Consider the following 26,932-nt stretch of genomic DNA (forward strand, 5'->3'; position numbering starts at 1 on the left):
TGCAAGACGGGGAGTCAACGGGCCCCCCGGACTATGTACGTAGATGACAGTGGACGAGGTGGGCCGTCCCGCGGGGGTAGATGGGCAACCATCGGACGAGCGGTTGAGCGAGGGGGTCGTCGACGCGGTGGCGACGGCGCTCGGGTGCGAACCGGGACCGATGGGGGACTGTACAGACGACGAGGTCCTCGACCCGCTGTACTCCGTCGTCGACCCGGACGCCCTCGACGCGCTCTTCCGGCCGACGGGGCGTGATACGCAACGGACCGAGGGGCAAGTGACCTTCCCGTACCACGGACACGAGGTTACGGCCCACAGCGACGGCCACGTCTCCGTCGAACCACTCGACGTCGGCGACGATTGAGCGGACTCGTTGACCGAGAAGGGGGCGCGGGAGTCAGTACTTGGGGTCCGCACCGGTCGTCTCGTACACCGCGTCCATCAGCGAATCGCGGCGCGACTGCCACATCCCGAACTGCGACGGGTCGTCCGGGTAGTTCTCGTAGTGGGCCATGAGGTCGTCGGCGCACTGCTTCGTCCGGTAGAACTGGAGGATGTTCCGCCAGTAGCCGAAGCTACCGATGGCGAGTTTGGCCTTCAGCGCGAGTCCCATCTCCGTGCTGCCCTCGTAGAGCGCCTCGGCGAGTTTCTCGCCTGGCAACGACGCGAGCAGGCCCATCAGGTCGTCGACGTCGACGGCCGTCGAGAGGATGTTGTACACGTCGAGTGCGGCATACCGACCGCCGAAGTGGTCCATCACCTGTTCGTTGTACGCCCAGAGGGCCGCCTCGCTCACGTCGCCCTGCTCGATGGCCTCGACCGCCTGCTCGCCGGCGTACTTGCCCGCGTAGGCCGCCCCGGCGATGCCGCCGCCGGTGGTCGGGTTGACGTGGCCCGCCGCGTCGCCGACGGCCATGTAGCCCGGTGCGACGGCCGAGTCGTAGGGCCGTCGGGTCGGCAGCGCCGCGCCGAGTTTGTCCTCGACCGTCGCGCCCTCGAACTCCTCGCGGTTCCGCAGGTCTCGCTTGAGGTCGTCGACGAGTTCCATCGGTTCCTCGGTCATCTGGAAGCCCAGACCGACGTTTATCTCCGTCTCGGTCCGGGGGAAGTACCAGAGGTAGCCCGCGGCGCGCTCGGTCGGTTTGAACACCAGCGCGTCGTCCCACTCGACCGGTTCGTCGACGTGGACGATCTCCCGGTAGGCCGAACAGAACTGCGAGTAGTTGACGTTGGTATCGAACGTCGTGCCCTCGAAGTCCACCTTGTCCTGCAGGAGCGAGAGCGACCCTGCGCCGTCGATGACGACGTCGGCGTCGTACTCGACGGCCTCGCCCTTGCGCGTCGCGCGCAGGCCCGTCACCGTCCCGTCGTCGTCCTGCGTCACGTCCTGGACGACGGTGTCGTAGTGGAAGTCGGCCCCCGCCTCGGCCGCGCCGTCGATGATGCGCCGGCCGTACTCCCAGCGGTCGATGACCGCCAGTTCGCCGGGGACGGGTATCTCCAGCACCGTGTCCTCCTGTGGAATCTCGAACCGGCCGTGGTCGACGCCCGTGTTGGTGAACGCCGGTTGAATCTGGGACTTCGGTATCGCCTCGGGGAAGGCGTCCGCGCCCTTGAGCGCGTCCCCGCAGGCGATGTGGCCCGCCTCCTCCTCGTCCTTTCGCTCGACGACGACGACGTCGTAGCCCGCTCTGGCGATCGTCGCCGCGGCGTAGCAACCGGAGGTGCCCGCGCCCGCGACGGCCACGTCGTACTCGTAGGTAGTCATATCCCCCCGTCGTCTCCGCAGGGAAAAAACGTTTTACTACCGATTCTGTCGTCCGGTGGGAATCAGAAACCGTAATAAAGAGTTTTGTCGGGACGTTTCGTAGCCGACTCCATGACCGACTACACCGTCGAATTCGCGCGGACGGGTGAATCCATCACCGTCTCCGACACGCAGACCATCCTGAAGCGGTGCATCGAGGAGGGTATCGCACAGGAGTACTCCTGCCGCGTCGGGATGTGTCTGGCCTGCTCGGCCGAGATCGTCGAGGGTGACGTCGTCCAGCCCGCGGCCCGTGGGCTCACCGAGGCGGAGCGGGAGAACTACGCGCTGACCTGCATGGCCCGGCCGACCTCCGACCTCGTGCTTGACCGGGGCAAGTACCCCCCGAGCATCGAGGACGACGCCGGGGCGCTGTCGGAGTCGAACGCCGCGGCCGACGACTAGTCGAGCGACCCCGGTCTGTTCTCCGAGAACCACGTCGTCGCGAAGTCCACCATCGCGCGCTGGTCGAACAGTCGCGACGTCGCCTCGCCCACCTGTCCGACGGTCACCGACCCGGGCCGTTCGCGCTCGAACGCCTCGCCCACCGTCTCGAAGTCGCCGGTGTCGAGGTCGACGTCCTCGAACTCCAGCCAGACGCGCTCGCCGTCCCGGAACACCGGTGCGCCGTCGGACTCCATCTCTTTCGGGTGGTCGCTTCGGTACTCGGCGAGGTGGAACGAGGTGTTCGTGCCGTGGCCGACGCCGAGGAACAGCACGCGCGCGCGTCGCGTTCGTACAGTCGTGCGAGGGGGGACGCCTCGCCGAGCGGTTCGTCGTAGCTGTGGTCCGCGGTGACGGCCGCGGCCTCGGCCCCCCACGCCGCGAAGGAGACGACGGGGTGGCGACTCCGGACGACGCCGGGGTACGACCGGAAGGTGTCCGGGACGGCGCCAAGCCGCCGGCAGGGCGTGACCGCCGGACGGTAGGCCGGCATCGTCTCGCGGATGGTCTCCTCCCACTCGTCGGGGACCGGCGGGTGTTGCCAGTTTCCGGGGTCCGAGTAGTCGCCGGTGTGTGCCGGCATCGCCAGCGTCCCGTCGTCGGTGACGACCTGCTGGAGGGCGTCGACGACCGCCACCGGCCCGCCACAGACCCAGCCGAGTTCGGACAGGGACGAGTGGACCAGGACGGTGTCGCCGGCAGCGAGGCCGAGGTCACGCAGGTCGGCTGCGAGTCGGTCGACGGTGACCGGTTCGTCGCTCCGGTCTTCGGGCAACGTCGCTGTCATCTGGCGTTCCCTGTGGTCCCCCCGGGTATAGCCTTTCGGTAGCCCCGTCACCGCACCGCACAGTTGTTCGGACCGAGTTCGACCTCGAAGGCCGTCGCGTCGTCGAGGTCCTCCCGCCCGAGGTTCGTGGCGACGATGCGCTCGAAGTTGTTCGGACGCGGCGGCAGGTCCGAGGCGACGTAGTCGACGAACCTGCGTTCGGACAACCCGAGCACCTCGAGGCCCGCCCGCAACTCGCCCAGCCTCGCGGTGTACGTTCCGTCGGCCGCGCGCCCGGTCAACTCGTCGTAGTGCGCCGGCGCGACCACCGTCGAGTCGGGATAGGGCAGCAGGTGGTCGTGGATGGAACGGTACAGGTCGGCCCCGAGGTCGCGGGCGCCCTCGTCGCCCGCTTCGAGGTCCGGTCTCGCGACCCCGCCGAGGAAGAGGCTGTCGCCGGTGAACAGCACGCCGTCGAACTCGATGGTGGTCATCTCGGTCGTGTGGCCCGGCGTCGCGACCGCCGTCAGTTCGTCGTCGCCGAGGGGCAGCGACTCCCCGTCGGCGATTTTGCGTGCGTCGTACGTCAGGCCGCGCGCCCCGGCCCGTTCGGGGAGGACCGGTTCCGCGTCGGTGGCGGCCGCCACGGCCCGGACGCCCGAGACGTGGTCGGCGTGGACGTGCGTGTCGATGGCGTACTCGATGCTCGCGCCGCGGTCGGCCGCGTCCGCGACGTACCGGCCCGCGAACGCACGCAGCGGGTCGATTACGGCGGCCTCGTCGCCGGAGCGGACGAGGTAGGAGAGGCACCCGCTCGACGGACGGTCGTACTGGACGACGGTCCCGGTGACGTCCGCTATCTCGTTGTCGAGGAGGAGTCTCGCCCACGCGTCCATCCCGCCGGCGAGGTTTCGCGCGTCGTATCCCGCGTCGGCGAGCAGGGCCGCCGCGTGGGCGCTGGCCTCGCCCTGTCCACAGACGACGACGAGGGGTTCGGGGGCGTCCTCGTCGACCAGTCCGTCGACCGACCCGGTCGCCTCTGCCTGCACGAACTTCACGTGGGGGACCTGCCTCGCCGTCACCGCCGGGCCGTCGACGTGCCACGCCTCGAACTCGTCCCGGTCGCGCACGTCGAGGACGGTGAAGGCCTCGCCGGAGTCGAGGAGATCCTGGAGCGCCTGCGGCGTGACGGCCGGTGGGGGCCCGTCGGAACCGCTGGACGTGCTCATACGTACGGGTAGGACGCTGCGGCCGATAAAGGCAGTGCGTGGACCGTCGGTCGGCGGCCTGGGCAACGTTGAAGCGCAACGCTACCGACCGCTCACGTATGGACGCGACCGCATTCCGCGAGTCCGTCGAGGCCGACAAGGCGACCGAACTCGACAGGCTCGGTTCGTCGAAGTTGCTCGTCGCCATGACGGACGCCGACCTCGCAGAGTCGACCGTCCTGCGCGTGGCCGCCGTCAGCGAGTACCTCGCCCGCGACACGTTCGCGGCCTGGGCCGACGACGAGGCCGACGAGGACGCCCGGGCCGTCTTCGGCGCAATCGCCGACCAGGAACGAGAGCACTACGACCGGGTCGTCGACCGACTCGACGACCGCCCGGAACCCGACGCCGTCGGCCCGATGCACGCGTACCTCCGCCAGCTAGACGGCACCGTCGAGCGCGCCGCCGGCATCGTCGGTCGAGGGCTGGTCAGCACCCGGAGCCACGTCCAGCTAATCAGCTTCTTCGTCAACGAGGCGGACGAGGCCGGAGCGAACCTCTTCCGTGACCTGCGCGGCGACACTGAGGAGGCCACGCAGTCCGCCCTGGACCTGCTCGACGCCCGCTGCGAGGACGACGAGGACTGGGACCGCGCCCGCGCCGTCGCCGAGTACGTCGTCCAGGTCGCCTACGACGACTACGCCGACTCGCTGACCGAACTCGGCGTCGACCCGAAGGCCATCTGCTGACGACACGGCGGTCACCTGCGCAGCGTCGCCGGTGCGGCGCTCGGCCGGCGGAAAGACCTTCAGACGTGGCACGGAACTCCGGTGTATGGGACTGTTCGACCGGCTCCGTGGACTGTTCGGCGAGACCGAGGCGCGACCGGCGGCGGGACACGACGACGTCGACGTGGACGCGGGCGACCCGGCGGGGCGCGGGCGGACCGGCGTCAACGAACCCGGGTCGGGCGAGAAGAGCGGGAGCCACGGCAGCCACTGGGACACGGTCGTCACCGACCAGGACGACGTCCTCCAGTCCATCGTGGACGCGGTCGAGTCGGGACGGCCGACGGGGTGGAGCGCCGACGACGGGACCGACGTGGTCGCCTACCGTGCCGGCGCGGCCCCGGTGTCGACGCTGGTCGTCGCGGACGCCGACGGCGAGATATGGACCGGCTATCCCGTCGCCGAGGGCGTCCGACACGAGGTCGATGTCGAGTCGGTCCAGCCGTGGGCCAACGGCGCGGAGGGACAGGTGACGGCGACGCTCGGCGGGTCGACGGTGTCGCTGTTCCTGACGAACTACGGGGAACTCGACCAGCCGATATCGGGCGTCCACCGGGTCGAACTCGCTGCGCTGGCCTACGACCTCGGCCCGGCCGAGGCGGAGACGCTCACCACCGACGACGGGCGGGAGTTCTCGACGTCGGGGATGGCCGGGTTCGTCCCGTTCGACGGCGGCGACGTGGACGACTACATCTTCCAGACGACCGTCGAGTCGGTCGAGACGGTCGCGTTCGGTGACGTGACGCTCTACCGACTTCGGGCACCGCTGTTCAGGGACGCCGACGGGACCGAGTACGACGTGTCGGTGTACGCGGCCGAACACGTCTGCGACGGCTACGTGCCGACGGCGGGCGACGACGTCGAGGGCGTCTTCTGGTTGCAGGGCCGGGTCTCCTGACAGTCACTGACCCACGCCTCCCGAGTCCGACAGGCTAAAGCGGACCGCCTCGGACCTTCGGATATGCAGTATCACGACGCCGCGAACCGCCTCTTCGACCTCCGGCGCTACGGCGCTCGACCGGGCACGGAGTCGACGGCGGACCTGCTCGCGTCCCTCGGCGACCCGCACGAGGGCGTCACGTGCGTCCAGATCGCGGGGTCGAACGGCAAGGGTAGCACGGCCCGGATGGTCGAGTCCTCCCTGCGCGAGGCGGGCCTGACCGTCGGCCTCTACACCTCGCCGCACTTCGAGGACGTCCGCGAGCGGATTCGCGTCGACGGCCGGAAGGTCCCGCGGTCGGCGCTGTGTACCTTCGTCGAGGAGATACGCCCCCCCGTCGTCGAGCGCGCGGCCGACGGCGAGTCCCCGACGTTCTTCGAGGCGATGACGGCCATGGCGCTCTGGCACTTCGCCCGCGAGGACGTCGACGTGGCGGTGCTGGAGGTCGGCATCGGCGGACGACTCGACGCGACCAGCGTCGTCGACCCCGTCGCGAGCGCGGTGACGAACGTCTCGCTCGAACACACGAAGGTGCTGGGCGACACCGTCGAGGAGATCGCGACGGACAAGGCCCACGTGGCACCCGACGACGCACCGCTCGTCACGGGGGCGACCGGCGCGGCGCTCGACGCGGTGCGAGCGCAGGCCGGCGACGTGGTCACGGTCGCTTCGGACGGCGACGTACGGACCAGCTACGAGGGGCGGACTAACCACGTGGAGTCGGCCGTCACGGTCGAGGGCGAGGACGACGACGGGACCTGGCGCGTGGAGTCCCGCGTCCCCACCCTCGGCGCGCACCAGGCCGTCAACGCTGGCATCGCCTGCACCCTCGCCAGACAGGTCGCGGGCGTGGACGAGACGACGCTCGCACGGGGCCTCCGGAACGCGCACTGGCCGGGCCGGTTCGAGGTGCTCGGCGACGCACCCCTGACGGTGCTCGACGGGGCGCACAACCCCGACGCCTGCGCCCGCCTCGCCGAGACGCTCGACGAGTTCGACTACGACGGGTTGCACCTCGTCTTCGGCGCGATGCACGACAAGGCCCACCGCGAGATGGCGTCGGCGCTGCCCACGCCCGAGGCCGTCTACACCTGCGAACCGGACCTCGAACGGGCCGAGGACGGCGACGTGCTCGCCCGGGTGTTCGAGGAGGCCGGCGTCGAGAACCGCGTCGTCCGGTCCTCGGTCGACACGGCGCTCGACCGGGCGCTCGACGCGGCCGGCCCCGACGACTGCGTGCTCGCGACGGGGTCGCTGTTCACCGTCGCCGAGGCCCGGACGCGCTGGACCCGCCTGCAGGTTCCGACGACGGTGCGGGACCTGGACGACGCGACCGAGACGCTGGAACTCGCCAGCGTCACCGCCCCCGGCGTCTGGCGAATGCGCGGCAAGGGCGTCCACCGAGTCGTCCGGACGCGCGTCCAGAAGCGACAGGCGTCGTACCTCAAGGAGGAGATGCTGAGCCTCGACGGCGAGTGCGCCGTCTCCGGACTTGAGACCGAGGGCGAGCGCCTGGACGCGGTGCTCATGGGCACCCTGTCGCAGTTCAAGCGCCTCACCGAGAAACTCGACGGCCAGCCCTACGGCCTCGCACAGTTCTCCCGCGAACTCCGGGAGACGCTCGGCATCCAGCAACCCGACTCTGGCGGCGACTACCCGTGGTCCGACGGCACCGCCGTCATGGGCATCCTGAACGTCACGCCCGACTCCTTCCACGACGGCGGCGAGTTCGACGCCGTCGACGACGCACTGGCCAGGGCGAGGGAGATGGTCGAGGCCGGCGTCGACATCGTCGACGTCGGCGGGGAGTCAACCCGCCCGGGGGCAGAACCGGTGTCGGTCGGCGACGAGTGCGACCGGGTCGTCCCGGTCGTCGAGGCCATCCGGGAGGCCGGCCTCGACGTCCCCATCTCCGTCGACACGCGCAAGGCCGAAGTCGGCCGGGCGGCACTCGACGCCGGGGCAGACATCCTGAACGACGTCTCGGGGCTGGGCGACCCCGAGATGCGCTTCGTCGCCGCCGAGTACGACGCGCCGCTGGTCGTGATGCACAGCATCGAAACGCCGGTCGACCCCGACCGGGACGTGACCTACGACGACGTCGTCTCCGACGTGCTCGACCAGTTGCGCGAGTCGGTGCTCCTCGCCGAGAAGGCCGGTCTGGACCGCGAGCAGATACTCGTCGACCCCGGCCTCGGGTTCGGCAAGACCGCAGCCGAGTCCTTCGAACTCCTCGACCGTCTCGACGAGTTCCGCGCCCTCGGCTGTCCGGTCCTCGTCGGCCACTCCCACAAGTCGATGTTCGGCGCGGTCGGCCGCGAGGGCGGTGAGCGCCTCCCGGCGACCGTCGCCGCGACGGCGGTCGCGACGGACCGCGGTGCGGACGTCGTCCGCGTCCACGACGTCGCCGAGAACGTCGACGCGGTCCGGGTCGCCGAGGGCGCACGCGACCCGGAGACGCTGGACGAGTGAGCGCGTAGACCGGTCGCACGTCCGGCGCATCCCGTTCTGGACTGCCCCCTCAGTCGGCCGGGGTCGCCCCACTGTCGCCTCCGACGACGACCGGACCCGCGAGGCCGGCGACGACGGCGGCCGAGAGCACCACCACCCCCAGCCCCCCGACAGCGACCGTCGGGCCGAGGGCGTCCGCGACGACGCCGGCGGCGAGTCCGACCGGCATCTTCGCGACCGAGGTCACCATCGAGACGGCCGAGAGCACCGTGGCCCGACCGACCGACTCGGCGTGGCGGTTGACGTAGTTTCGCTGGACCGGGACGAGCACCGAGACGACGCCACGGTGGACGAACATCATCGGGACGACCAGCAACGGTTCCGCGAACACCGCGAGCATGGCGACGCCGTCGAACGCGAGCGACCCCAGGACCGCACCCCGGGTCCCGAGGCGCGACTCGATCCCGGCCGCCCGGTCGCTGAGAACCGCACCGAACGCGGTGAACGAGGCGTAGACGACGCCGAGGACCGCTGTCTCGGCCAGCGGGTGGCCGGCGACCGTCGCCCCCGCCACGACGGGCGACAGCGAGTCGACGGTGATGGGCTGGACGTACGAGCGCGCAGACTGTCCCACCGCGGCGGTCAGCGCCCAGAGCAGGACGAACGCGCGCAACTCGCGGGAGAGCAGATGCTCGCGGACGACCGTGACCGCCTCGCCGACGCCAAGGACGTCCCCGTCGTCGCCGTCGCCGGTCGCGGGGAACGTCGTGACGACGAGTGCGCCGGTCGTGCCCATCACGGTCGAGGCGACGAACGGCAGGTCCGGGTCCACGGCGTACATGAGGCCGCCGGCGACCATCGTCGCGGCCAGCACCCACAGTCGGATTGCCGACCCCCGGCCGGCGACGTGGGTGAACCGGTCGGTCGCGTCGTGGGCGTCCAGCGCGTCGTACAGCCAGGCACTCACCGACCCGGACTGCAGCGTCTCGGCCAGTCCGAGGAGACAGAACGCGGCGACCACCGTCGGCGGCGAACGCGCGTACAGCAACGTCAGCGGGTAGGCGCCGAACAGCAACTGGGCGACGACGATGGTGTTCCGCCGGCCCAGGCGGTCGCTCACGTAGCCGGTGGGCACCTCGCCGACGACCGTCAGGAGGGCCGCCGCCGCGCCGCCGAGCGCGAGCGTCGCGTAGGAGACGTCGTGCGAGACGAGGTAGTAGATGGAGACGGGCCACATGAACCCCGGCGTGGAGACCGCGCGGAGGGCGTAGTACTTCAGGACGGTCGGTCGTTCGGAAGCCATCGGCGCTCTGGGCCGAACCGCCTCGACGACAAGAAGGTTCTGCGAACCTCGTTTCGGTAAGTTCGGTTACAGGACCGTCGTCTCGAGGACGGTGGCCTCGCCGTCGAGGCGTGCCCGGAGGACGTCGCCGTCGCAGGGCACCTCGACGCGGAGGTCCCACGGGTTCGGGCCGTACCACGTCAGGTGCTCGTCGGTGACCGCCCAGGGGAGTCGCCACTTCGGGATGCCGTAGAGGTCGTGGCCCCGGTTCGCGAAGAACGCGACGACGTCGGGATGGTACCGGAGCGTCTCACCCACGGCAGTGTAGTGAAAGCCCGTACACGACGTGCAGTGGTGTTCCACGTACACGGCGAGGTCGGACCCGTCTGCAGACGCCGGCAGGTCGCCGTCGCGCTCCCGGACCCTCGTCTCGGCGTGGCCGGCGCACCACGGACAGATTCCCCGGACGAGCGACGCCGTCTCCATCCGGTTCCGGTAGTCCGCCGCGACGAGCAGTTCCTCCCGCGAGCGCTGTTCGACGCCCCGCGGCGGGACGTAGGTGCGTTCGTACTCCGCGCCGCAGTCCCAGCACTTGACCACGAACAGCGGTGCCAGCGGGCGCTCCCACCCGAACCCGTACTCGGCGACGAGCGCGTTCCCGCACTGGTGACACGCCTGGTCGACGTCGAAGGCGTCGACCCGACGGTCGGTCGTGAACCCGCCGGCGACGAGGTGCTGGAAGGCGAGTCGACCCTGCGTGGTCAGCGCGTACCCGTCGTCGTACCGGCGGACGAACGGCCCCGTCAGTTCGCCGAGGTGGTAGTTGAACCGGCCGGAGTCCGAGACGGCGACGCAGTCGAGCAACTCGGAGTACGACAGGTAGCCGATACCCGCTCCCTCGATGGTCGCCACGCCGAGGGCGCGTATCACGTCGAGACGCACCTCGTTCGCGAGCAACGAGAGCGCGCCGTCCGCGTCGAGCGCGTCGGTCATCGGTCACAGTCCGACGGCCACCATCGTATGTCTTTTCTGACTCAGAACAGGTCCGCGGAATCCAGTTCGTCGCGGTACGTCTGCAGGTAGCGCTCCAGCACCGGCGTGTGGTCGTACTCGGCGAAGCGTTCGTCGACGGTCCTGTGTTCCATCCCCATCGCCTCGTCGATGGCCTCGGTCAGTTCCTGCTCGCTGGTCGTCCGGAACCCACGTTCGAAGTCGCTGTCCCGGCGGGCCAGCAACTCGTGGGCGGACGACTCCGCGTGGTACTCGACGATGCCGATGCACCCCGCCGCGACCCCCCAGAGCAACTCGGTCGGGAAGCGACACCGGCGAGCGGTCTGGGCGAACACCTGCGCGCCGCGGTAGACGGCGAGTCGTTGCTCGCGGTCGCACTCGCCGAGCCACGTGACGCGGTCCTCGATCCGCAGGTCCTTCGCCTGCCGTTCGTACGCCTCGCGTCTGGGGCCGTCGCCGACGACGACCGTCGACCAGTCCACGTCCCGATGTTCGGCCATCGCCAGCAGGAGGGATTCGAGGTTCGCCCCGTCGTCCAGTCGCCGTGCGTAGACCACGTCCCCGGCCTCGACCGGTTCGACCGATTCGACCGACTCGAAGTCGATGCTGTTCGGGACGACCTCGACGTCCCCCTCGGCCGCGCCGTGTTCCCACACCGTCGTCCGGACCATCTCGGATGGAGTCACGACCACGTCCGACTTCTTCAGCGCCTTCCGGTGACGCCGGCCATAGGACGCGACGTCGCCGTACCACTCCGTCACCAGCGGCGCGTCCGACAGGCGGGCTGCCTTGCTCGCCGACGACACCTGCTTCGGGGGCGACCCGGCGACGTGGACCACGTCGGCGTCGAACTTCCTGACCGCCATCGGGAGCGTGTACCGGAACTTCCGGGACGAGTCCACGTCGCCGACCAGTCCCCGGTAGACCACGCCCCGGTGTTCCCACTCGGCTTTCTTCCCGGTCCACCACTTCGCACAGAACAGCACCACGTCGTGGCCGCGCTCGGCCAGGTGCTCTGCGACGCCCTTGACCCGTCGGTTCGCCGCAGTGTCGGCGTGGAGGGCCGTCTCGAGTGCGACGAACGCGATTCTCATCGTCTACTCGAAACACGCAAGCGGTTCACTAATAAAAACCTCGGCTCCGTCCCGGGTCGCGCGTGTCCGGCGGGCAGCCGCCGGGTGAACCGGGCCGGTCCGTCGCAGTCGGTATCTGTCCCGAACGATTGGGGTAATTTCTTTGTCGCACCCACAAGATGTGCAACACGACATGGAATCACTGGAAGACGTTTCCGAGGTGGCGTTCGAACCCTCGCGCGAGTTCGTCGAGTCGACGAACGTCTGGGAGTTCATGCAGGCGTACGACATCGAGGACTACGACGCACTGATAGAACGCACGACGACGGACGTCGAGGGCGTTCCCGAGTCGGGCGTCGACTGGTTCTGGGACGAACTGGTGGACTACCTCGGCATCGACTTCTACGAGGACTACGACGCGGTGCGCGACGACAGCGAGGGGCCGCAGTTCACGGACTGGTACCCCGGCGGCGAACTCAACCTCGCACACAACGTCGTCGACCGACACGCCCAACTCGACGAGGAGGCGCGAAACAAGGTGGCCTGCATCTGGGAGGGCGAACCGGGCGACGTCCGCGAGGTGACCTACCACGAACTCCACCGGCGGTCGAACCAGGTGGCGAACTACCTCGAATCGGTCGGCATCGAGACGGGCGACACCGTCGGACTCTACATGCCGATGGTACCCGAGGTCGTCTCCATCCTCTACGGCTGTTTCAAGGTCGGAGCCATCGCGGTCCCCATCTTCTCCGGGTTCGGCGTCGACGCGACGGCGACGCGCATCGACGACTCCGAGTGTTCCGTGCTGTTCACCGGCGACGGGTTCTACCGCCGCGGCGGCGAGGTCCGCCTGAAGGAGAGCGCAGACGACGCCATCGACGAGGCCGGCCACGTCGAACACACCGTCGTCTACGAGCGCCTCGGCCTCGTCCACAGCGAGGAGGAGTCGATATCGTGGACGCGGCGCGACGAGTCCTGGGAGGACGCCATCGAGACGCAGGACGACGAGTACGAGACGAAGCCCCTCGATTCCAGCCAGGAGTCGATGCTCCTGTACTCCTCGGGGACGACCGGCAAGCCGAAGGGCATCGTCCACACCCACGCCGGCGTCCAGATGCAGTGTGCGAAGGAACTGTACTTCGGGTTCGACCTGAAGCCGTCGGACCGGTTCTTCTGGGTGTCCGACATCGGCTGGATGATGGGGCCGTGGACGCTCATCGGCACCCACACGTTCGGGAACACGATGTTCATGTACGAGGGCGCACCGGACCACCCGGACCCCGACCGGTTCTGGGAGATGATCGACCGCCACAAGCTGACCCAGTTCGGCATCTCGCCGACGGCCATCCGCGCCCTTCGCAAGCACGGCGACGAGTGGCTCGAGGGCCACGACCTCTCCAGTCTCCGCATCCTCGGGTCGACGGGCGAACCGTGGGACCCCGAGTCCTGGCAGTGGTTCCTCGACGAGGTGGGCGGCGGCGAGGCGCCCATCGTCAACATCTCCGGCGGCACCGAGATCTGTGGCTGTTTCCTCATGCCGATGCCCATCACCGACCTGAAGCCCTGCACCCTCGGCGGGCCTGGACTCGGGATGGACATCGACATCGTCGACTCCTCGGGCGAATCCATCAGGGACACCCACGAACGCGGCTTCCTCGTCGCCCGCGACTCCTGCCCGAGCATGACCAAGAGCCTCTGGTCGGGCGACGAGCGCTACCTGGAGGAGTACTGGTCGTCCTTCGAGGACCCGCCGATGTGGGACCACGGCGACTGGGCCCAGATGGACGAGGACGGCTTCTGGTTCCTCCACGGCCGCGCCGACGACGCGCTGAACGTCGCCGGCCGGAAGGTCGGCCCCGCCGAGGTGGAGGGTGCGCTCATCGACCACCCCGCCGTGAACCAGGCCGCCGCCGTCGGCGCACCCGACGACACGACGGGCACCGCCGTCGTCGCCTACGTCATCCTCGAGGAGGGTTACGGGGAGACCGACGAACTCCGGGACGAACTCCGGGCACAGGTCGGCGAGGAACTCGGGAAGCCGTTCCGCCCGCGCGAGGTCCTGTTCGTCGACGAGTTCCCCAAGACCCAGTCCGGGAAGATAATCCGGCGGGCCATCGAGGGCACCTACCGCGGTGAAGACCTCGGCGACATGAGCAGCATCGAGAACCCCGAGGCGCTGGACGAACTGAAGGACGCGCGGTAACCCGGCCGTCGCCCCCGCACACGTATTTACCGCCGCAGACGCAACTAGGTGGCATGAGCGCGACACGCAGCGACGCGTCGGGGGGACTCAGGTCCGCCCTCGCGGCGGTCGGCCTGACAGTGCTGGCCGTGGTCGTCTCGACCGCCGTCGGCGTCGCCTTCCTCGTCCCGACGATCGCCCTCGGCCTCGACGTGGAGACGACGCTCGGACTGGTGCTCCTCACCGGCGTCGGCCAGCTGGGATTTCTGGCGTTCGGACTCCTCTACGCCCGCTGGCACGGCCTCAGGATTCCGTTCCGGGCACCGTCGATGCGCGAACTCGCCGTCGCCGTCGCCGCCACGGTCCTCGCGCTGGCGCTGGCGACGGTGTTCTCCTTCGTGCTGTCGCTTCTCGACCTGTTGCCCGGGTCGGTCATCGAGGAGGCCGGGACCGCAGACCCCACGTTCTTCCTCGGCATCGCGCTCCTCTCCATCGTCATCGTCGCACCCGCCGAGGAACTCCTGTTCCGGGGCGTCGTGCAGGGTCGACTCAGGGAGTCGTTCGGTCCCTTCGGGTCCGTCGTCGGGTCGAGTCTCCTGTTCGGGTCGGTCCACCTCGCCAACTACACCGGGTCCGTGCCCCGCGTCCTCGCCGGTATCCTGCTCATCGCCGTGACCGGGGCGGTCCTGGGAGCCATCTACGAGTGGACGGACAACCTCGCGGTCCCCATCGTCACGCACGCCGCGTACAACGTCGCGCTGTCCGGACTCGCGTATCTGACGCTGTGACGGGCGTCACGCCGACAGCGGAACGTCCTCGACCCTGACGGACCTGTCCGTCTCCGCGTCGGCGCTCTCGACCACCACGACGCCCTCGTCGGCCGGTTCGAGCCGAATCGCCGCCCCGACGAGCAGTGGCGCGACGACGCCCGCGGCGACGGTCCCGGGATGAGACAGGCGTGCACGAACGACGACCCGGTCGTCGCTCGACAGCGACAGGTACCCGCGGGTCCAGCGCGCACCCGACAGCAGGTCGGCGTGGCTGTACGTCCGCTCGCCGTCGTCGAGAATCGGGTCGTCGGGGGCCGCCGGTTCGGGCGGCATGGTCGGGTTCTCGCTCCAGACCTCCTTCTCCCAGTACCAGTGCGCCGGGTCGGTCGGGTCGTCGCCGTAGCCGACGTACTGCGCCCCAGCGGGGAGGTCGTACCGGTGGAGTTCGTCGGCCGGGGCCACCAGCGCCCTGGCGTCGACGTCCGTCGGCGGGTCGAACCGCGTCATCGCACCGAGCAACGACGCGCCCAGGAACGCGAGAACCGGTTGCGCCCGGGGGGCGCCGACGACGGCGACGGTGTCCCCGGTGCGGACGCCCTGCTTGTGCAGGAAGTTGCCGGCCTTCCACGCCGTCGTCAGGAACCGCCGGTAGTCGTATCGCTGGGCGGTCCGACCGTCGGCGGCGAGTGCGGGTGCGTCGCCCCGTCGGTCGCGGGCGAGCACGTCGGCGAGCGTCTCCATATCCCGGGTTGGACCCACCCCGAGAAAAACGCGTGGACTTCGACGACGGGGAGACCGCGACCGTCGGCCGGCGCCCGCCGACGGAACAGTTCGGGACGGGACAGACGTGACGGCGGTTCACTGCCGCCGACTAGAAGAAGCTCTCTATCTTCTCGAAGAAGCTCTGTTTGACCTCGATCTCCTCGCCGCCGGCCTCGGCGAACGCCTCCAGCGCCTCGCGCTGTTCCTCGTTCAGTTCCGACGGCGTCACGACGTGGACCTGGACGTACATGTCACCCGTGCCGCGCCGGCGCAGGTGGGGCATCCCCTTGCCCTGCAGGCGGAACGTCTCGCCGCTCTGGGTTCCGTCCGGGACGTCCAGTTCGACGCGGCCGGCCAGCGTCTCCACCTCGACTGTGTCGCCGAACACGGCCTGCGGGAACGAGATGGGCAACCGGTAGTAGAGGTCGTCACCCTCGCGTTCGAGCGTCTCGTGCTCCTCGACCGACACCTCGATTATCAGGTCGCCGTTCGGCCCGCCCGGGTCGCCTGGCGCGCCCTCGCCACTCATCCTGATGGTCTGGCCGTCGCGGACGCCCGGCGGTATCTCGACGGTCAGGGTCGCCTCCTCGGTGACGACGCCGCCGCCGCCACAGTCCGAACACGTCTCGTCGTACAGTTCGCCGGCACCCTCACAGCGCCGGCAGGTCTGGGTCTGCTGGACCCGGCCGAGCGGCGTCTGCTGGACCTGCGTCACGCGCCCCTGCCCGTTACACTCCGGGCAGGTCTCGGCGTCGGCGTCGGGCGGGTGACCCTCCCCGTGACAGGTGTCACAGTGCGTCGGTCGCGAGATGGTCACCTGCTTCTCTACGCCCTCGTACACGTCTTCGAGGTCCAGCGAGAGCGACGTCCGCAGGTCCCGGCCCGGGCGTGGCCCCTGCTCCCGTCCGCGCTGGCCGCCCTGGCCACCCCCGAAGAACTGCTCGAAGATGTCGTTGATACCGCCCATACCACCGGCACCGCCGAAGGGGTCCCCACCGGCACCGCCGAAACCACCGGCGCCACCGCCGGCACCGCCGTCGAAGCCGCCGCGCTTCTCGGCCTGTTCGAACCGGTCGTGGCCGAGTCGGTCGTACGCCTGGCGCTTCTGGTCGTCGGTGAGGACCTCCTTCGCCTTCTTCACCTGTTTGAACTTCTCCTCTGCGTCCGCGGCGTCGGACACGTCCGGATGGTACTCGGCGGCCTTCTTCCGGTAGGCCTGTTTGATCTCATCCTCGTCGGCATCCCTGCTGACACCGAGGACGTCGTAGAAGTCCTCACTCATTGGTTATCCACCTCTATACGGTTGCGCTACTTGAAAAGAACGGGTTCGGACGGCGAGCGTGAATCGACCGAGAGCGTCGGGTCGGCTGTGGTCCCGTTACTCCTCGTCGTCCTCTTCTTCGTCCACGTCCTCGAAGTCGGCGTCGACGTACTCCTCGCCCTCGTCGGCGGCGCCCTCGGGACCCGCGCCGGGTCCGGCCGCGCCGGCACCGCCCATCCCGCCGTCGGCGGTCGCGGCGCCCTCGTACATCCGCTTGCCGATCTCCTGCAGTTCGGTGGTGAGGTGCTCCGTCGCGTCCTCGATCTCGTCCTTCTCGGCTTCGTCGTCGGAGATGACTGCCTCGACCTCCTCCATCGCGGCCTCGATGTCGTCGCGGAGGTCGTCGTCGACCTGCTCGTCGTTCTCGTCGAGCAGGGTCTCGGCGCGCTGCAGGGTCGCCTCGGCGTCGTTCTTGGCCTCGATGCGCTCGCGGCGCATGCGGTCCTCCTCGGCGTGCTCCTCGGCTTCCTGCTGCATCTGCTCGATCTCGTCGTCCGAGAGGCCGGCACCGCCCTCGATGGTGATGTCCTCGCGGTTGCCCGAGCCCTTGTCCTCGGCGGAGACGTTCACGATGCCGTTCTCGTCGATGCTGAAGGTGACCTCGATCTGCGGCGTTCCGGCCGGTGCCGGCGGGATGCCGGTGAGGTGGAACTCGCCGAGCAGTTCGTTGGCCTCGGCCATCTCGCGCTCACCCTGGAAGACGCGAACCTGCACCGAGGTCTGGTTGTCCGCGGCCGTCGTGAATATCTTGGACTCCTCGGTCGGGATGGTCGTGTTCTTCTCGATGAGGCGCTCGAAGAGACCGCCCTTGACCTCGATACCGAGCGAGAGGGGCGTCACGTCGAGCAGGACGATGTCGTCGACCTCGCCGCCGAGCACGCCGCCCTGGATGGCTGCGCCCAGTGCGACGGCCTCGTCGGGGTTGACGTTCTTCTTCGGTTCCTGACCGATGAGTTCCGCGACCTTCTCCTTGACCTGGGGCATCCGGGTCGACCCGCCGACGAGCAGCACCTCGTCGATGTCGCCCTTCTCGTAGCCCGCGTCCGCGAGCGCCTGCTCGGTCGGTTCGACGGTACGCTCGATGAGGTCCTGTGTGAGGTTCTCGAACTTCGCACGGGTCAGGGACTCCTCCAGGTGGATGGGACCGTCGTCGGTCGCCGTGATGAACGGGAGGTTGATCTCCGTCTCCTTGCGCGAGGAGAGTTCGATCTTGGCCTCCTCTGCGGCGTCCTTGAGGCGCTGGAGCGCCTGCCGGTCCTCGCGGAGGTCGATGCCGTGTGCGTTCTCGAACTCGTCTGCGAGCCAGTCGATGATGGCACCGTCCCAGTCGTCGCCACCGAGGTCGTTGTCACCGTTGGTCGCGACGACCTCGTAGACGCCGCCGCCGAGGTCGAGGATAGAGACGTCGAAGGTACCCCCACCGAGGTCGTAGACGAGAACGGTCTGGTCGGAGTCGTCGTCGAGGCCGTACGCCATCGCCGCGGCCGTCGGTTCGTTGATGATGCGCTCGACCTCGAAGCCGGCGATCTCGCCGGCGTCCTTGGTCGCCTGGCGCTGTCGGTCGCCGAAGTACGCCGGGACCGTGATGACGGCCCGCTCGACGTCTTCGCCGAGGTAGTCCTCGGCGTCGCGCTTTATCTTCTGGAGGATCATCGCCGATATCTGCTCCGGCGTGTACTCCTCGTCGTCGATGTCGACCGTGTAGTCGTCCTCGCCGATGTGGCGCTTGATGGACGCGATCGTTCGCTCGGGGTTCTGGATGGCCTGGTTCTTCGCCGGTTTTCCGACGAGTCGCTCACCCTCGTCTGTGAAGGCGACGACGGAGGGAGTCGTCCGGTTGCCCTCACTGTTGACGATTATCTCCGGGTCTCCCCCTTCCATGACAGCGAACGCGGAGTTCGTCGTCCCGAGGTCGATACCGATTATCTTGTTGCTCGCCATGTTACAGTCTACTAACTGGCTGGAGCCTTTAAAAGTTGCTTTACTCGACTATCCAACGAACTAAAGCCGTTGCTGGACCGAAGAGACACACGAGAGACTAATTTTTCACGCTGGTGTCGATTAGGTTTACTCCGACTCGTCGTCGGTAGCTGTACCGGTGACGACCCCACCGTCCGAGGAGAGGTCGTCCGCCTCGACGGGTTCGCCACCCGAGACGCCGTCCCCGGATTCGGCGTCAGCCTCGGACGCACCCGTCGACTCGTCCTCCGGGTCGTGGTCGGCGCCGTTGCTCACCGTCACCTGTGCGGTCTGGATGACCTTCCCCGCCATCTCGTAGCCCGGGCGGTACACGTCCACGATGTCGCCCTCCGGACGGTCGCTGTCGACGCGGACCATCACCTCGTGACGCTGGGGGTCGACGTCGTCGCCGGGTTTCGGCGCGACCTCCTCGACGTTCTCGTCCTCCAGCACGCGGTCGAAGTCGCGGAGCGTCGCCTCGACGCCCTCGCGTATCTCGGCGTCCTCGCCCTGTTCGAGCGCACGGTTGAGGTTGTCCCGGACCGGGAGGAGTCGCTCGACGAGGTCCTCCGTCGCACGGTCCCGAATCTGGTCCTGTTTCTTCTTCGCACGCTCCTTGTAGTTCTTGAAGTCGGCCTGCTTCTGGACGAGGCGCTGCTTGAGGTCGTCGCGCTCTGACTCCAGTGCTTCGCGTTCGGACTCGAGGTCGTCGCGCTCGGATTCCAGTGCTTCGCGTTCGTCCTCCAGTTCTTCGACGCGTTCGTGGAGTTGCGTGGCCTGGTCCTTGAGTTCGAACGCACGCTGGAGGAGGGCCTCGACCTCCATCCCGAGCTGTTCGTCTTGGGCGGCGACGCGGTCGACGAGGTCGTCACCGACGGGCGTCGACTCCTCCTCGTCGGGATGGGCGGTCGACGCGTCGTCCGTGGGCTCCGGTTCGTCCCACGTCCACCCGTCGTCGGCCGTCCCGTCGGCCGGTTCGGACTCGTCTCCCGGAGGTGCATCCTCGGCTGCCGACCCCGCTTCGGCGGCCGGCCGCTCCGTATCCTCGTCTTCGTCCATGTCCGAAACAAAATCCTCGGGAGACCAAAAGGGTTCAGGTACGCGGTCAGCGACGACGTGCCGGCACCGACCGACGCGCGTACGGTCCGACCCGGAACACGTAACCACCCTCGCCGGCAACACGCTGGCGTGACCTCCCTCCGGTACGAGAACGGGACGCTCCGCGTGACAGACGTCGGGGACGCCGACATCCCCGGCGTCGAACGCGACGACCGGAGCGACACCTGGCGGGCACCCGGCTACCGGTACGCGGCACTCCGGGACTGGCTGGACCGCGACGGCCGCCCGTACGAGGACAGCGTCCTCGACGTGGACGCCGTCCCCGACCTCTCGTCGGCATACGAACTCCGGCCCTACCAGCAGGCGGCGCTCGACGCCTGGGAGTCCGGCGAGGGACTCCCGCGACGTGGCTGTCTCGAACTCCCGACCGGGAGCGGCAAGACCGTCGTCGCCATCGCAGCCATCGAACGGTGTTCGACCCCGACGCTCGTCGTCGTGCCGACGCTCGACCTGCTCGACCAGTGGCGCAGGGAACTCGAACGGGAGTTCGACGTGCCGGTCGGCCAGTTCGGCGGCGGCGAACAGCGCGAGGAGGTGCTGACCGTCTCGACGTACGACTCGGCGTACCTCAAGGCCGAGGACGTCGGCGACCGGTTCGGACTCGTCGTCTTCGACGAGGTCCACCACCTCGGCGGCGAGGGGTACCGCGACGTGGCGCGCCTGCTGGCCGCCCCCGCCCGCCTCGGCCTCACGGCGACGTTCGAGCGCCCGGACGACGCGCACGAAGTGGTCGAGGAACTCGTCGGGCCGCTGGTCTATCGACTCTCCGTCGACGACCTCGCAGGCGACCACCTCGCAGCGTACGACGTGAAGCGGCTCGCGGTCGAACTCACGCCCGAGGAACGCGAGCGCTACGAGGCCGAACAGGGCACGTTCACCGACTACCTCGCCCGGAGCGACATCCGGTTCACCAGCGGGAGCGACTACCAGGAACTCGTCAAGCGTTCGGGGTCCGACCCCGCCGCGCGCGAGGCCCTTCTGGCGAAACAGCGCGCCCGGCGCATCATGATGGGGAGTCAGGCGAAACTCGACGCGCTGGAGGGCATCCTCGACGACCACCGCGACGACCGCGTCATCGTCTTCACCGCCCACAACGCGCTGGCGTACGACATCGCCGAACGCTTCCTCCTGCCGGCCATCACCCACCACACCTGCACGAGCGAGCGTCGAGACGTCCTCGACCGGTTCCGTGACGGCACCTACTCCCGGGTCGTCACGTCGAACGTGCTCGACGAGGGCGTCGACGTCCCCGACGCGAACGTCGCGGTCATCGTCTCCGGGAGCGGGAGCGAGCGCGAGTTCACCCAGCGCCTCGGGCGCATCCTGCGTCCGAAGACCGACGGGGGACGGGCGCTGCTGTACGAGGTGGTCAGCGCCGAGACCGCAGAGGAACGCGTCGCCGACCGCCGACGGTAGACTCTGCAAGCGCCGGGTCTGCCCTTTTGGAGCGTCGTTCCGTCTAGCCCCCATGAACGTCGCTGGCCAGCGTGGCGGCCGGACGGCCGTCTGGGTCGGACTCGGTGCGGTGATCGCACTCGTCGTCGCGCTCGCGCTCTTCCGGTACCTCGGCACGCTGCTGTTCGCCATCTTCCTCTACTACGCGACGCGGCCCATCTACCGTCGGCTGGACCGGTACAGCGACCACCCGGACCTCACGACGACCGTCACGATACTGGTCGTCGTCGTCCCGATGCTCGCCGTCGTGGTCTACGCCGGGGTCCTCGGACTCCGGGAACTCGACCAGTTCCTCGCCACGGACGTCTTCCAGTCGTACCGGTCGATGCTCGACCCGTACCTGACACTGGCACGCGAGGGCGAACTCCGCCGGCTCTGGAGTGCGCTCCTCACCGACCCGGAGCGGTCCGTGAGTCCCGCCGTCCAGGAGGTACTCCGTAGCGTCGTCGGTCCGATCCAGACGCTGGCCGGACTCGCGTTCGCGCTCGGGTCGCGCCTGTTCCTGTTGCTCGTCTTCCTCTTCTACCTCCTCAGGGACGACCAGAAGTTGCGCAGCTGGTTCTACCGGAGCATCGACGACGACGAGCGACTCGTCGCGTTCGCCGAGGCGGTCGACGACGACCTCGAGGCCGTCTTCGTCGGCAACCTGGCAATCGTCGTCGTGGCGGCGGTGACCGCCGCAGTGACGTACTACGGACTCAACGTGTTCGCCCGGGGGAGCGCCGTCGTCGGGATTCCGCTGTTGCTCAGCCTCCTCATCGGTATCGGGACGCTCGTCCCGGTCGTCGGGATGAAACTCGTCTATCTGCCCTTCGGGGCGTACCTCCTGGCCTCGTCGCTGGCGACGCAGCGACCGCTGTGGCACGCCGTCGCCTTCCTCGTTCTCACCTTCACCGTCGTCGACACGGTGCCAGACTTCTTGGGCAGAGCGTTCCTCTCCTCCCGGAGCGGCATCCACATGGGACTCGTCCTCATCGGGTACGTTCTCGGGACGATGGCGTTCGGCTGGTACGGTCTGTTCCTCGGACCGCTGGTCGTCGTCCTCGCCGTCCACTTCGGGACGGAGGTGTTCCCGGACCTCGCGAGTCGACTCCTCGGCACCTGAACGTCCGCACCGGTCAGCGCCGCCGCCACTCGAAGGCGAGCGACCCCAGTTCGGGGAAGGTGAACTCGTAGGTCCCCGTCGCGCCCGGGCCGAGCTCGACGTGTCGAGCGCGCTCCTGTCGCCTGTCGTCTTTCGTCCAGAGAGCCACGAGCGTCACGTCGGCGGGCGTCGACCCGGCGTTCTCGACCGTGGCGACCACGTGGAACCCCGCGTCGGTGGTCTCCGTCTCGATGGCGAGTTCGAGGTCCGGGGCGACGGCCTGCGTCGCCGTCGGCGTCGACTGGTCGGCCGTCGGCTGGCCGTAGTCGGTCTCCGGGGGCCGGTGGCGGGCACCGGGCTGGTCGCTGGGGAGGCGGCCGCTACAGCCAGCCAGCATCCCCGTCCCGAGGACCACCGCTCGACAGTACGTACGCCGTCGCATCGACAGCCAGTTCGGGGGGTCGGTACGAATCTCTTGTGACTCTGGCGCGGAGTGGAGCGCTTTTCACCGTGGCGCCCCGACACACTGCCGATGCTGACCAAGGACCTCCTCCGGGTCTCCCGCGCCGGCGGCGGGTACCGGCCGCGATTCGCCGACGCCGACCGGGAGCGGCTGGCTGCCCGGACGCTCGGGGTCTTCCAGGGCCACGTCGGCGAGACCTACGGCGACCTGCAGGACGCCCTCGCGGAACTGGAGGCCGACGCCCCGGACTTCAAACTCGTCCGGGGATTCGCGAAGCTCCTCGAACGAGAGGTCCGTCTCGAACCACGGGCACCGGTCGACCCCGAACGCGCTCGCAGGGCCGCCTTCGTGGCCGCGGAAGGCGTGAGCGTCGTCACCGAGGCCGAACGCGAGACCGCCCTCGAACGGGCCGGCGACGACCTCGGCGTCGCCGCCGCCGACGTCGCAGCGTCGCTGTACGCCGACCTGGAGGAGCGACAGGTCGTCGCCGCCTTCGACGCGCCGTGGTCCCCGTCGGACCTCGTCGCGCAGTACAACCTCTCGCTGGCACAGACGGCGCTGTTCGACGCCACCGAGGTCCGGGTCCGGTCGTCGGACCCGAAGGCGCTCGTCTCGGCGGTCAAACGCCTCCGGCTGATGTACGAGATCCGCAAGACGGACGACGGACGGGAGGTCGTCGTCACCGGCCCGGACGCCCTGTTCCGGACCTCTCGCCGGTACGGCACGCGCTTCGCACGTCTGCTTCGGACCGTCGCGAAGGCCGACGAGTGGCGGCTGGAGGCGACCGTCGACGACAGCGGCACCGAGCGACTGCTGGTGCTCACGGACGACGACCCGGTCCGCGTGCCGGGGACCGAACCGGTCGCGGCGGTCGAGTTCGACAGCGAGGTCGAACGCGACGTCGCCACGCGGTTCGAGTCGCTCGACCTGGACTGGGAACTCAGTCGGGAACCCGAACCCCTCTCGACGGGGTCGCGGGTGATGATACCGGACTTCGCGTTCGACTGGGCGCCCGGCGACAGCGCGTTCCGCGTCTACTTCGAGGTGATGGGCTTCTGGACGCCCGAGTACGTCGAGAAGAAGCTCTCACAGCTCGAATCCCTGGAGGACGTGGAACTGCTCGTCGCGGTCGACGAGTCACTCGGCGTCGGGGAGGACATCGAGGCGATGGACCACCGCGTCGTCACCTACACGGGCCGAATCCGCGTGAAAGATGTACGCGATGCCCTCCGTCGCTACGAGACGGACCTGGTGGCAGCGGCGGCCGAGGAGCTCCCGGACGACCTCGTGCCGGACGACGACGTGGTGACGCTCTCGGCACTGGCGGCACGCCACGGCGTCAGCGAGGCCGCGGTCGAGGAGACGGCGTTCCCCGAACACGAACGCCTCGGCCGGACGCTCGTTCGCCCGGCCGTCCTCGAAGCCCTCGACGAGCGCGTCGAGGCGGAGATGGACCTCTCGACGGTCGAGGACGCACTCGACGAGTACGGACTGGACGACACCGGCGCAGTGCTGTCGGCGCTCGGGTACCGCGTCGAGTGGGCTGGGCTCGGCGGCGGGACGGTGCGCGAGAAGGACTGAGGGCTCGCCGGTGAGTTGCTGGGGGACGACTCTCGTGGGAGTGGATAGGGGCGAGCAGGCGACGCGTTCGTTCGCGCACCGGGGCGTCGCACACCCGCTAGCCGGCGCGCGGTGGCTGGTCAGGGCACGCCCGTCCTGGGTGCGGCTTCCCACAAGAATCAGAGGGTGCGTCGTCGGCCCTTCGGTATCATGGACCTGAGTTCGCCGTAGACGTAGAGGCCGACCCCGATGGGTTCGACGTCGCCTGCGATATCGTGTGCGGCGACGACGTAGCCCCAGTCGCCGTCGTACGGTATCTCCTGGTCCTCGCCGGCGACGAAGCGCTCGGCCTGTTCGGGCGTGAGTTCGAACACGTTCTTCGTGGCGAGGCGACCGAAGCGCTGGACCGCGTCCGTCGTCGGCTTCCAGTGCTCCTGTCTGGTCCGCAGGAACGTCATGCCCAGTCCCTCGACGGAGACCGGGTCGGGCACGTCCCCGGCGAATATCCACACCTTCCCCGACCCCTTCTCCCAGAACGTGAACCGGTCGAACGTCCCGGCCGGGACGCCGAAGCGGTCGACCCACCAGTCGACGACCTCCTGGCGGGTCGCCCGTCCCTCGACGGTCCGTTCGTCGGCCGTCGCCGGGAGTCGGTCGAAGCGACTCCCCCTGTTCGTCGGAGCGTCGTCGGTCACGCACCCACCTCCAGTTTCGCGGTGAAGAAGCCGCCGGTGTCGTTCTGGTGCGGGTAGACCCGCTTGGCCTTCGAGACCGACGGGTCGAACTCGTCGTCGCGCCAGGCCGTGAGTCCGTCGTCGTGTTCCAGCGAGAGGTCGTAGTCGACGAGGCGGCAGTCCTCGGCAGAGAGGACGTGGTCGACGACGGTCTCGTTCTCCTCGGGTGCGAACGTACACGTGGAGTAGACGACGGTCCCGCCCTCGCGGGTGAGCTGGACCGCACGCGTGAGGATGCCCTTCTGGACGCCGACGATGGCGTTCAGGTGGTCCTCGTTCCAGTCGTCGAGGGCGTCCGGGTTCTTCCGGATGGTCCCCTCGCACGAGCAGGGGGCGTCGACCAGCACGCGGTCGAACCGGGGGCCCTCGTACTCCCCCTCCTCGGCGAACGGCTTCAGCGAGAAGTTCCGGGCGTCCTGCTGTGTGACCGCGACGTTCGTGACGCCGAGTCGCTCGCAGTTGAACCGGAGCGCCGAGAGTCGCCCGAGGTTGTTGTCGTTGGCGACGAGCGTCCCCTCGTCCTCCATCACGGCGGCCAACTGGGTTGTCTTGCTACCCGGTGCGGCACAGGCGTCGAGGACGCGTTCGCCGGGTTCGGGTGCGAGGACGGTCGCCGGGATGGCGGACACCTCCTCCTGGCCGTGGGTCCAGCCGTGGATGCCCGGCCAGGTCGCCCCCGGTCGGTCCGTCTCGAGGCGCAGCAGGTGGGGGTGCCAGCCCACGCGCTCGTAGCCGATGCCGGCCTCGTCGAAGGCACGTTCGACGCGGTCGACCGTCGCCTTCAGCGTGTTCACCCGGACCGCCATCGGGAGCGGTCGCTCGCAGGCCGCGAGGAACGCTTCGAAGTCGTCGACGACGTCTCGGTACCGCTCGAACGGGTCCATCGACTGCGGCTTCGCACGGCGAGGGTTTGTCGGTTTCGAAGGACCGGTGCACCAGTGGCGAGCGTTTAACTCGGGGGACGGTGTCGTTGACGGTATGGGACACATCAAGCGGTACGCAGAGATGGACCTCGACGGTGCCATGCTGGTCGAAGGGATGCCCGGCGTCGGTCTGGTCGGGAAGATCGCGACCGACCACCTCGTCGACGAGTTCGACATGGAACTGTACGGGACGGTCCACTGCGAGAGCCTCGCACCCATCGGCGTCTACCACGATGGCGAACGGGAGGTACTCCCGCCCGTTCGTCTCTACGCCGCCCCGGACGAGGGGCTGGTCGCGCTCCAGAGCGACGTCCCCGTCAACGCCAGTGCCGTCGGCGAGTTCGCCGACTGCCTCGTCGGCTGGCTCCAGGAGGAGAACGTGTTCCCGCTGTTCCTCAGCGGCATCCCGGCCGAGAAGTCGGACGTTCCCGGGCTGTTCGGCGTCGCCACGGGCGACGGCGCGTCGATGCTCGACGACGCCGACATCGGCCTGCCGGACGAGACCGGCGTCGTGAGCGGGCCGACGGGGGCGTTCCTGAACCAGTCGGCCGAGGTCGGCATCGACAGCGTCGGACTGGTCGTCGACTCGGACGAGCGATTCCCCGACCCAGAGGCTGCCCGCGTACTCATCGAACAGGGCATCTCGAAGCTCGCTGGCGTCGACGTCGACGTCTCCGAACTCGTCGAACACGCCGAGGAGCTACGCAAACAGAAGGAACAACTCGCAGAGCGGATGCGACAGGCGAACGACGAGGAGAGTTCGCAGGCCCAGCCGCTCCGGATGTATCAGTAACGGACCCGTCGCTGCTGTCGGTCCACGTTCCTCGAAC

At 68.9% G+C, this 26,932-nt stretch carries 23 protein-coding genes and 1 pseudogene; 11 read left to right on the plus strand and 13 right to left on the minus strand.

Annotated elements, in window-relative coordinates; translation table 11 throughout:
* Positions 1-43 precede the first annotated feature (43 nt).
* Positions 44-364 (plus strand): HalOD1 output domain-containing protein, encoded by a 321-nt coding sequence (locus tag ACSC1W_RS02945; RefSeq protein ID WP_435345277.1) that lies wholly within the window; start codon positions 44-46, stop codon positions 362-364.
* 33 nt (positions 365-397) lie between these two features.
* Here ACSC1W_RS02945 and ACSC1W_RS02950 read toward each other — a convergent pair whose 3' ends face one another.
* Positions 398-1,768, minus strand: coding sequence for a geranylgeranyl reductase family protein (locus ACSC1W_RS02950; protein ID WP_435345279.1), 1,371 nt, complete (start codon positions 1,766-1,768; stop codon positions 398-400).
* Positions 1,769-1,879: 111 nt separating this feature from the next.
* On the opposite strand from ACSC1W_RS02950, the gene ACSC1W_RS02955 reads away from it, so the two are divergent.
* Positions 1,880-2,212 carry a 2Fe-2S iron-sulfur cluster-binding protein gene (locus ACSC1W_RS02955; protein WP_435345281.1) on the plus strand — a complete coding sequence of 111 codons (333 nt, stop codon included), beginning with the start codon at positions 1,880-1,882 and terminating at the stop codon, positions 2,210-2,212.
* Here ACSC1W_RS02955 and ACSC1W_RS02960 read toward each other — a convergent pair.
* Both ACSC1W_RS02960 and ACSC1W_RS02965 read right to left on the minus strand, forming a co-directional pair.
* Positions 2,209-3,038: pseudogene (locus ACSC1W_RS02960) on the minus strand (AAC(3) family N-acetyltransferase). The gene ACSC1W_RS02955 and the pseudogene ACSC1W_RS02960 sit on opposite strands and share 4 nt — an antisense overlap.
* Before the next feature lie 47 nt (positions 3,039-3,085).
* Positions 3,086-4,246, minus strand: coding sequence for an MBL fold metallo-hydrolase (locus ACSC1W_RS02965; protein WP_435345283.1), 1,161 nt, complete (start codon positions 4,244-4,246; stop codon positions 3,086-3,088).
* A gap of 98 nt (positions 4,247-4,344) precedes the next feature.
* Between ACSC1W_RS02965 and ACSC1W_RS02970 the strand changes: the two genes are divergently transcribed.
* The 3 genes from ACSC1W_RS02970 to folP all read left to right on the plus strand — a co-directional run bounded on the left by ACSC1W_RS02970 (position 4,345) and on the right by folP (position 8,425).
* Positions 4,345-4,974 (plus strand): rubrerythrin family protein, encoded by a 630-nt coding sequence (locus ACSC1W_RS02970; protein ID WP_435345284.1) that lies wholly within the window; start codon positions 4,345-4,347, stop codon positions 4,972-4,974.
* 85 nt (positions 4,975-5,059) lie between these two features.
* The gene (locus ACSC1W_RS02975; protein ID WP_435345285.1) at positions 5,060-5,911 is read left to right on the plus strand and encodes a hypothetical protein; all 852 of its coding nucleotides are present in this window, start codon (positions 5,060-5,062) and stop codon (positions 5,909-5,911) included.
* Between the two features lie 63 nt (positions 5,912-5,974).
* Positions 5,975-8,425 carry a dihydropteroate synthase gene (gene folP, locus ACSC1W_RS02980; protein ID WP_435345287.1) on the plus strand — a complete coding sequence of 817 codons (2,451 nt, stop codon included), beginning with the start codon at positions 5,975-5,977 and terminating at the stop codon, positions 8,423-8,425.
* A gap of 49 nt (positions 8,426-8,474) precedes the next feature.
* On the opposite strand, the gene ACSC1W_RS02985 is transcribed toward folP, so the two are convergent.
* The 3 genes from ACSC1W_RS02985 to ACSC1W_RS02995 all read right to left on the minus strand — a co-directional run bounded on the left by ACSC1W_RS02985 (position 8,475) and on the right by ACSC1W_RS02995 (position 11,791).
* Positions 8,475-9,707, minus strand: a complete 1,233-nt coding sequence (locus ACSC1W_RS02985) for an MFS transporter (RefSeq protein WP_435345289.1) — start codon at positions 9,705-9,707, stop codon at positions 8,475-8,477.
* 66 nt (positions 9,708-9,773) lie between these two features.
* On the minus strand, positions 9,774-10,679 hold the full coding sequence (locus tag ACSC1W_RS02990) for a DUF7351 domain-containing protein (RefSeq protein WP_435345290.1): 906 nt from the start codon (positions 10,677-10,679) through the stop codon (positions 9,774-9,776).
* Between the two features lie 41 nt (positions 10,680-10,720).
* Positions 10,721-11,791 carry a glycosyltransferase gene (locus ACSC1W_RS02995; protein WP_435345291.1) on the minus strand — a complete coding sequence of 357 codons (1,071 nt, stop codon included), beginning with the start codon at positions 11,789-11,791 and terminating at the stop codon, positions 10,721-10,723.
* A gap of 172 nt (positions 11,792-11,963) precedes the next feature.
* On the opposite strand from ACSC1W_RS02995, the gene ACSC1W_RS03000 reads away from it, so the two are divergent.
* The gene (locus ACSC1W_RS03000) at positions 11,964-13,973 is read left to right on the plus strand and encodes an AMP-binding protein (protein WP_435345293.1); all 2,010 of its coding nucleotides are present in this window, start codon (positions 11,964-11,966) and stop codon (positions 13,971-13,973) included.
* Between the two features lie 53 nt (positions 13,974-14,026).
* Positions 14,027-14,740: a CPBP family intramembrane glutamic endopeptidase gene (locus ACSC1W_RS03005; protein WP_435345294.1), complete on the plus strand. Its 714-nt coding sequence runs from the start codon at positions 14,027-14,029 to the stop codon at positions 14,738-14,740.
* A 6-nt stretch (positions 14,741-14,746) separates the two neighbouring features.
* Here the strand turns inward: ACSC1W_RS03005 and ACSC1W_RS03010 are convergent, their stop codons facing one another.
* The 4 genes from ACSC1W_RS03010 to ACSC1W_RS03025 all read right to left on the minus strand — a co-directional run bounded on the left by ACSC1W_RS03010 (position 14,747) and on the right by ACSC1W_RS03025 (position 19,823).
* Positions 14,747-15,463 (minus strand): AMP-binding protein, encoded by a 717-nt coding sequence (locus ACSC1W_RS03010; RefSeq protein WP_435345296.1) that lies wholly within the window; start codon positions 15,461-15,463, stop codon positions 14,747-14,749.
* Positions 15,464-15,593: 130 nt separating this feature from the next.
* Positions 15,594-16,766 carry a molecular chaperone DnaJ gene (dnaJ, locus tag ACSC1W_RS03015; RefSeq protein ID WP_435345298.1) on the minus strand — a complete coding sequence of 391 codons (1,173 nt, stop codon included), beginning with the start codon at positions 16,764-16,766 and terminating at the stop codon, positions 15,594-15,596.
* Between the two features lie 96 nt (positions 16,767-16,862).
* The gene (gene dnaK, locus ACSC1W_RS03020) at positions 16,863-18,746 is read right to left on the minus strand and encodes a molecular chaperone DnaK (RefSeq protein WP_435345300.1); all 1,884 of its coding nucleotides are present in this window, start codon (positions 18,744-18,746) and stop codon (positions 16,863-16,865) included.
* A 126-nt stretch (positions 18,747-18,872) separates the two neighbouring features.
* Positions 18,873-19,823, minus strand: coding sequence for a nucleotide exchange factor GrpE (locus ACSC1W_RS03025; RefSeq protein ID WP_435345301.1), 951 nt, complete (start codon positions 19,821-19,823; stop codon positions 18,873-18,875).
* A 129-nt stretch (positions 19,824-19,952) separates the two neighbouring features.
* On the opposite strand from ACSC1W_RS03025, the gene ACSC1W_RS03030 reads away from it, so the two are divergent.
* Positions 19,953-21,299, plus strand: a complete 1,347-nt coding sequence (locus ACSC1W_RS03030; RefSeq protein ID WP_435345303.1) for a DEAD/DEAH box helicase — start codon at positions 19,953-19,955, stop codon at positions 21,297-21,299.
* A gap of 52 nt (positions 21,300-21,351) precedes the next feature.
* Positions 21,352-22,443: an AI-2E family transporter gene (locus ACSC1W_RS03035; RefSeq protein WP_435345305.1), complete on the plus strand. Its 1,092-nt coding sequence runs from the start codon at positions 21,352-21,354 to the stop codon at positions 22,441-22,443.
* Between the two features lie 13 nt (positions 22,444-22,456).
* On the opposite strand, the gene ACSC1W_RS03040 is transcribed toward ACSC1W_RS03035, so the two are convergent.
* A complete protein-coding gene (locus ACSC1W_RS03040; protein WP_435345307.1) occupies positions 22,457-22,864 on the minus strand; it encodes a hypothetical protein in 408 nt (135 codons plus the stop codon).
* Positions 22,865-22,954: 90 nt separating this feature from the next.
* On the opposite strand from ACSC1W_RS03040, the gene ACSC1W_RS03045 reads away from it, so the two are divergent.
* A complete protein-coding gene (locus ACSC1W_RS03045; RefSeq protein ID WP_435345309.1) occupies positions 22,955-24,466 on the plus strand; it encodes a DUF790 family protein in 1,512 nt (503 codons plus the stop codon).
* Between the two features lie 158 nt (positions 24,467-24,624).
* Here the strand turns inward: ACSC1W_RS03045 and ACSC1W_RS03050 are convergent, their stop codons facing one another.
* Both ACSC1W_RS03050 and ACSC1W_RS03055 read right to left on the minus strand, forming a co-directional pair.
* A complete protein-coding gene (locus ACSC1W_RS03050) occupies positions 24,625-25,140 on the minus strand; it encodes a DUF7122 family protein (RefSeq protein ID WP_435345311.1) in 516 nt (171 codons plus the stop codon).
* Positions 25,137-26,063 (minus strand): RsmB/NOP family class I SAM-dependent RNA methyltransferase, encoded by a 927-nt coding sequence (locus ACSC1W_RS03055; protein ID WP_435345313.1) that lies wholly within the window; start codon positions 26,061-26,063, stop codon positions 25,137-25,139. Before ACSC1W_RS03055 ends, ACSC1W_RS03050 begins: the two co-directional genes overlap by 4 nt.
* 94 nt (positions 26,064-26,157) lie before the next feature.
* Here ACSC1W_RS03055 and ACSC1W_RS03060 point away from each other — a divergent pair, with 94 nt between their 5' ends.
* Positions 26,158-26,895 (plus strand): proteasome assembly chaperone family protein, encoded by a 738-nt coding sequence (locus ACSC1W_RS03060; protein WP_435345314.1) that lies wholly within the window; start codon positions 26,158-26,160, stop codon positions 26,893-26,895.
* Positions 26,896-26,932: the final 37 nt, after the last annotated feature.

It is taken from the genome of Haloarchaeobius marinus (assembly GCF_051207415.1).
Classification (GTDB): Archaea; Halobacteriota; Halobacteria; order Halobacteriales; family Natrialbaceae; genus Haloarchaeobius.

Coding starts and splice junctions, on each gene's coding strand:
- ACSC1W_RS02945 (WP_435345277.1), top strand. CDS start 44: ATGACAGTGGACGAGGTGGGCCGTCCCGCGGGGGTAGATGGGCAACCA.
- ACSC1W_RS02950 (WP_435345279.1), bottom strand. CDS start 1,768: ATGACTACCTACGAGTACGACGTGGCCGTCGCGGGCGCGGGCACCTCC.
- ACSC1W_RS02955 (WP_435345281.1), top strand. CDS start 1,880: ATGACCGACTACACCGTCGAATTCGCGCGGACGGGTGAATCCATCACC.
- ACSC1W_RS02965 (WP_435345283.1), bottom strand. CDS start 4,246: ATGAGCACGTCCAGCGGTTCCGACGGGCCCCCACCGGCCGTCACGCCG.
- ACSC1W_RS02970 (WP_435345284.1), top strand. CDS start 4,345: ATGGACGCGACCGCATTCCGCGAGTCCGTCGAGGCCGACAAGGCGACC.
- ACSC1W_RS02975 (WP_435345285.1), top strand. CDS start 5,060: ATGGGACTGTTCGACCGGCTCCGTGGACTGTTCGGCGAGACCGAGGCG.
- folP (WP_435345287.1), top strand. CDS start 5,975: ATGCAGTATCACGACGCCGCGAACCGCCTCTTCGACCTCCGGCGCTAC.
- ACSC1W_RS02985 (WP_435345289.1), bottom strand. CDS start 9,707: ATGGCTTCCGAACGACCGACCGTCCTGAAGTACTACGCCCTCCGCGCG.
- ACSC1W_RS02990 (WP_435345290.1), bottom strand. CDS start 10,679: ATGACCGACGCGCTCGACGCGGACGGCGCGCTCTCGTTGCTCGCGAAC.
- ACSC1W_RS02995 (WP_435345291.1), bottom strand. CDS start 11,791: ATGAGAATCGCGTTCGTCGCACTCGAGACGGCCCTCCACGCCGACACT.
- ACSC1W_RS03000 (WP_435345293.1), top strand. CDS start 11,964: ATGGAATCACTGGAAGACGTTTCCGAGGTGGCGTTCGAACCCTCGCGC.
- ACSC1W_RS03005 (WP_435345294.1), top strand. CDS start 14,027: ATGAGCGCGACACGCAGCGACGCGTCGGGGGGACTCAGGTCCGCCCTC.
- ACSC1W_RS03010 (WP_435345296.1), bottom strand. CDS start 15,463: ATGGAGACGCTCGCCGACGTGCTCGCCCGCGACCGACGGGGCGACGCA.
- dnaJ (WP_435345298.1), bottom strand. CDS start 16,766: ATGAGTGAGGACTTCTACGACGTCCTCGGTGTCAGCAGGGATGCCGAC.
- dnaK (WP_435345300.1), bottom strand. CDS start 18,746: ATGGCGAGCAACAAGATAATCGGTATCGACCTCGGGACGACGAACTCC.
- ACSC1W_RS03025 (WP_435345301.1), bottom strand. CDS start 19,823: ATGGACGAAGACGAGGATACGGAGCGGCCGGCCGCCGAAGCGGGGTCG.
- ACSC1W_RS03035 (WP_435345305.1), top strand. CDS start 21,352: ATGAACGTCGCTGGCCAGCGTGGCGGCCGGACGGCCGTCTGGGTCGGA.
- ACSC1W_RS03040 (WP_435345307.1), bottom strand. CDS start 22,864: ATGCGACGGCGTACGTACTGTCGAGCGGTGGTCCTCGGGACGGGGATG.
- ACSC1W_RS03045 (WP_435345309.1), top strand. CDS start 22,955: ATGCTGACCAAGGACCTCCTCCGGGTCTCCCGCGCCGGCGGCGGGTAC.
- ACSC1W_RS03055 (WP_435345313.1), bottom strand. CDS start 26,063: ATGGACCCGTTCGAGCGGTACCGAGACGTCGTCGACGACTTCGAAGCG.
- ACSC1W_RS03060 (WP_435345314.1), top strand. CDS start 26,158: ATGGGACACATCAAGCGGTACGCAGAGATGGACCTCGACGGTGCCATG.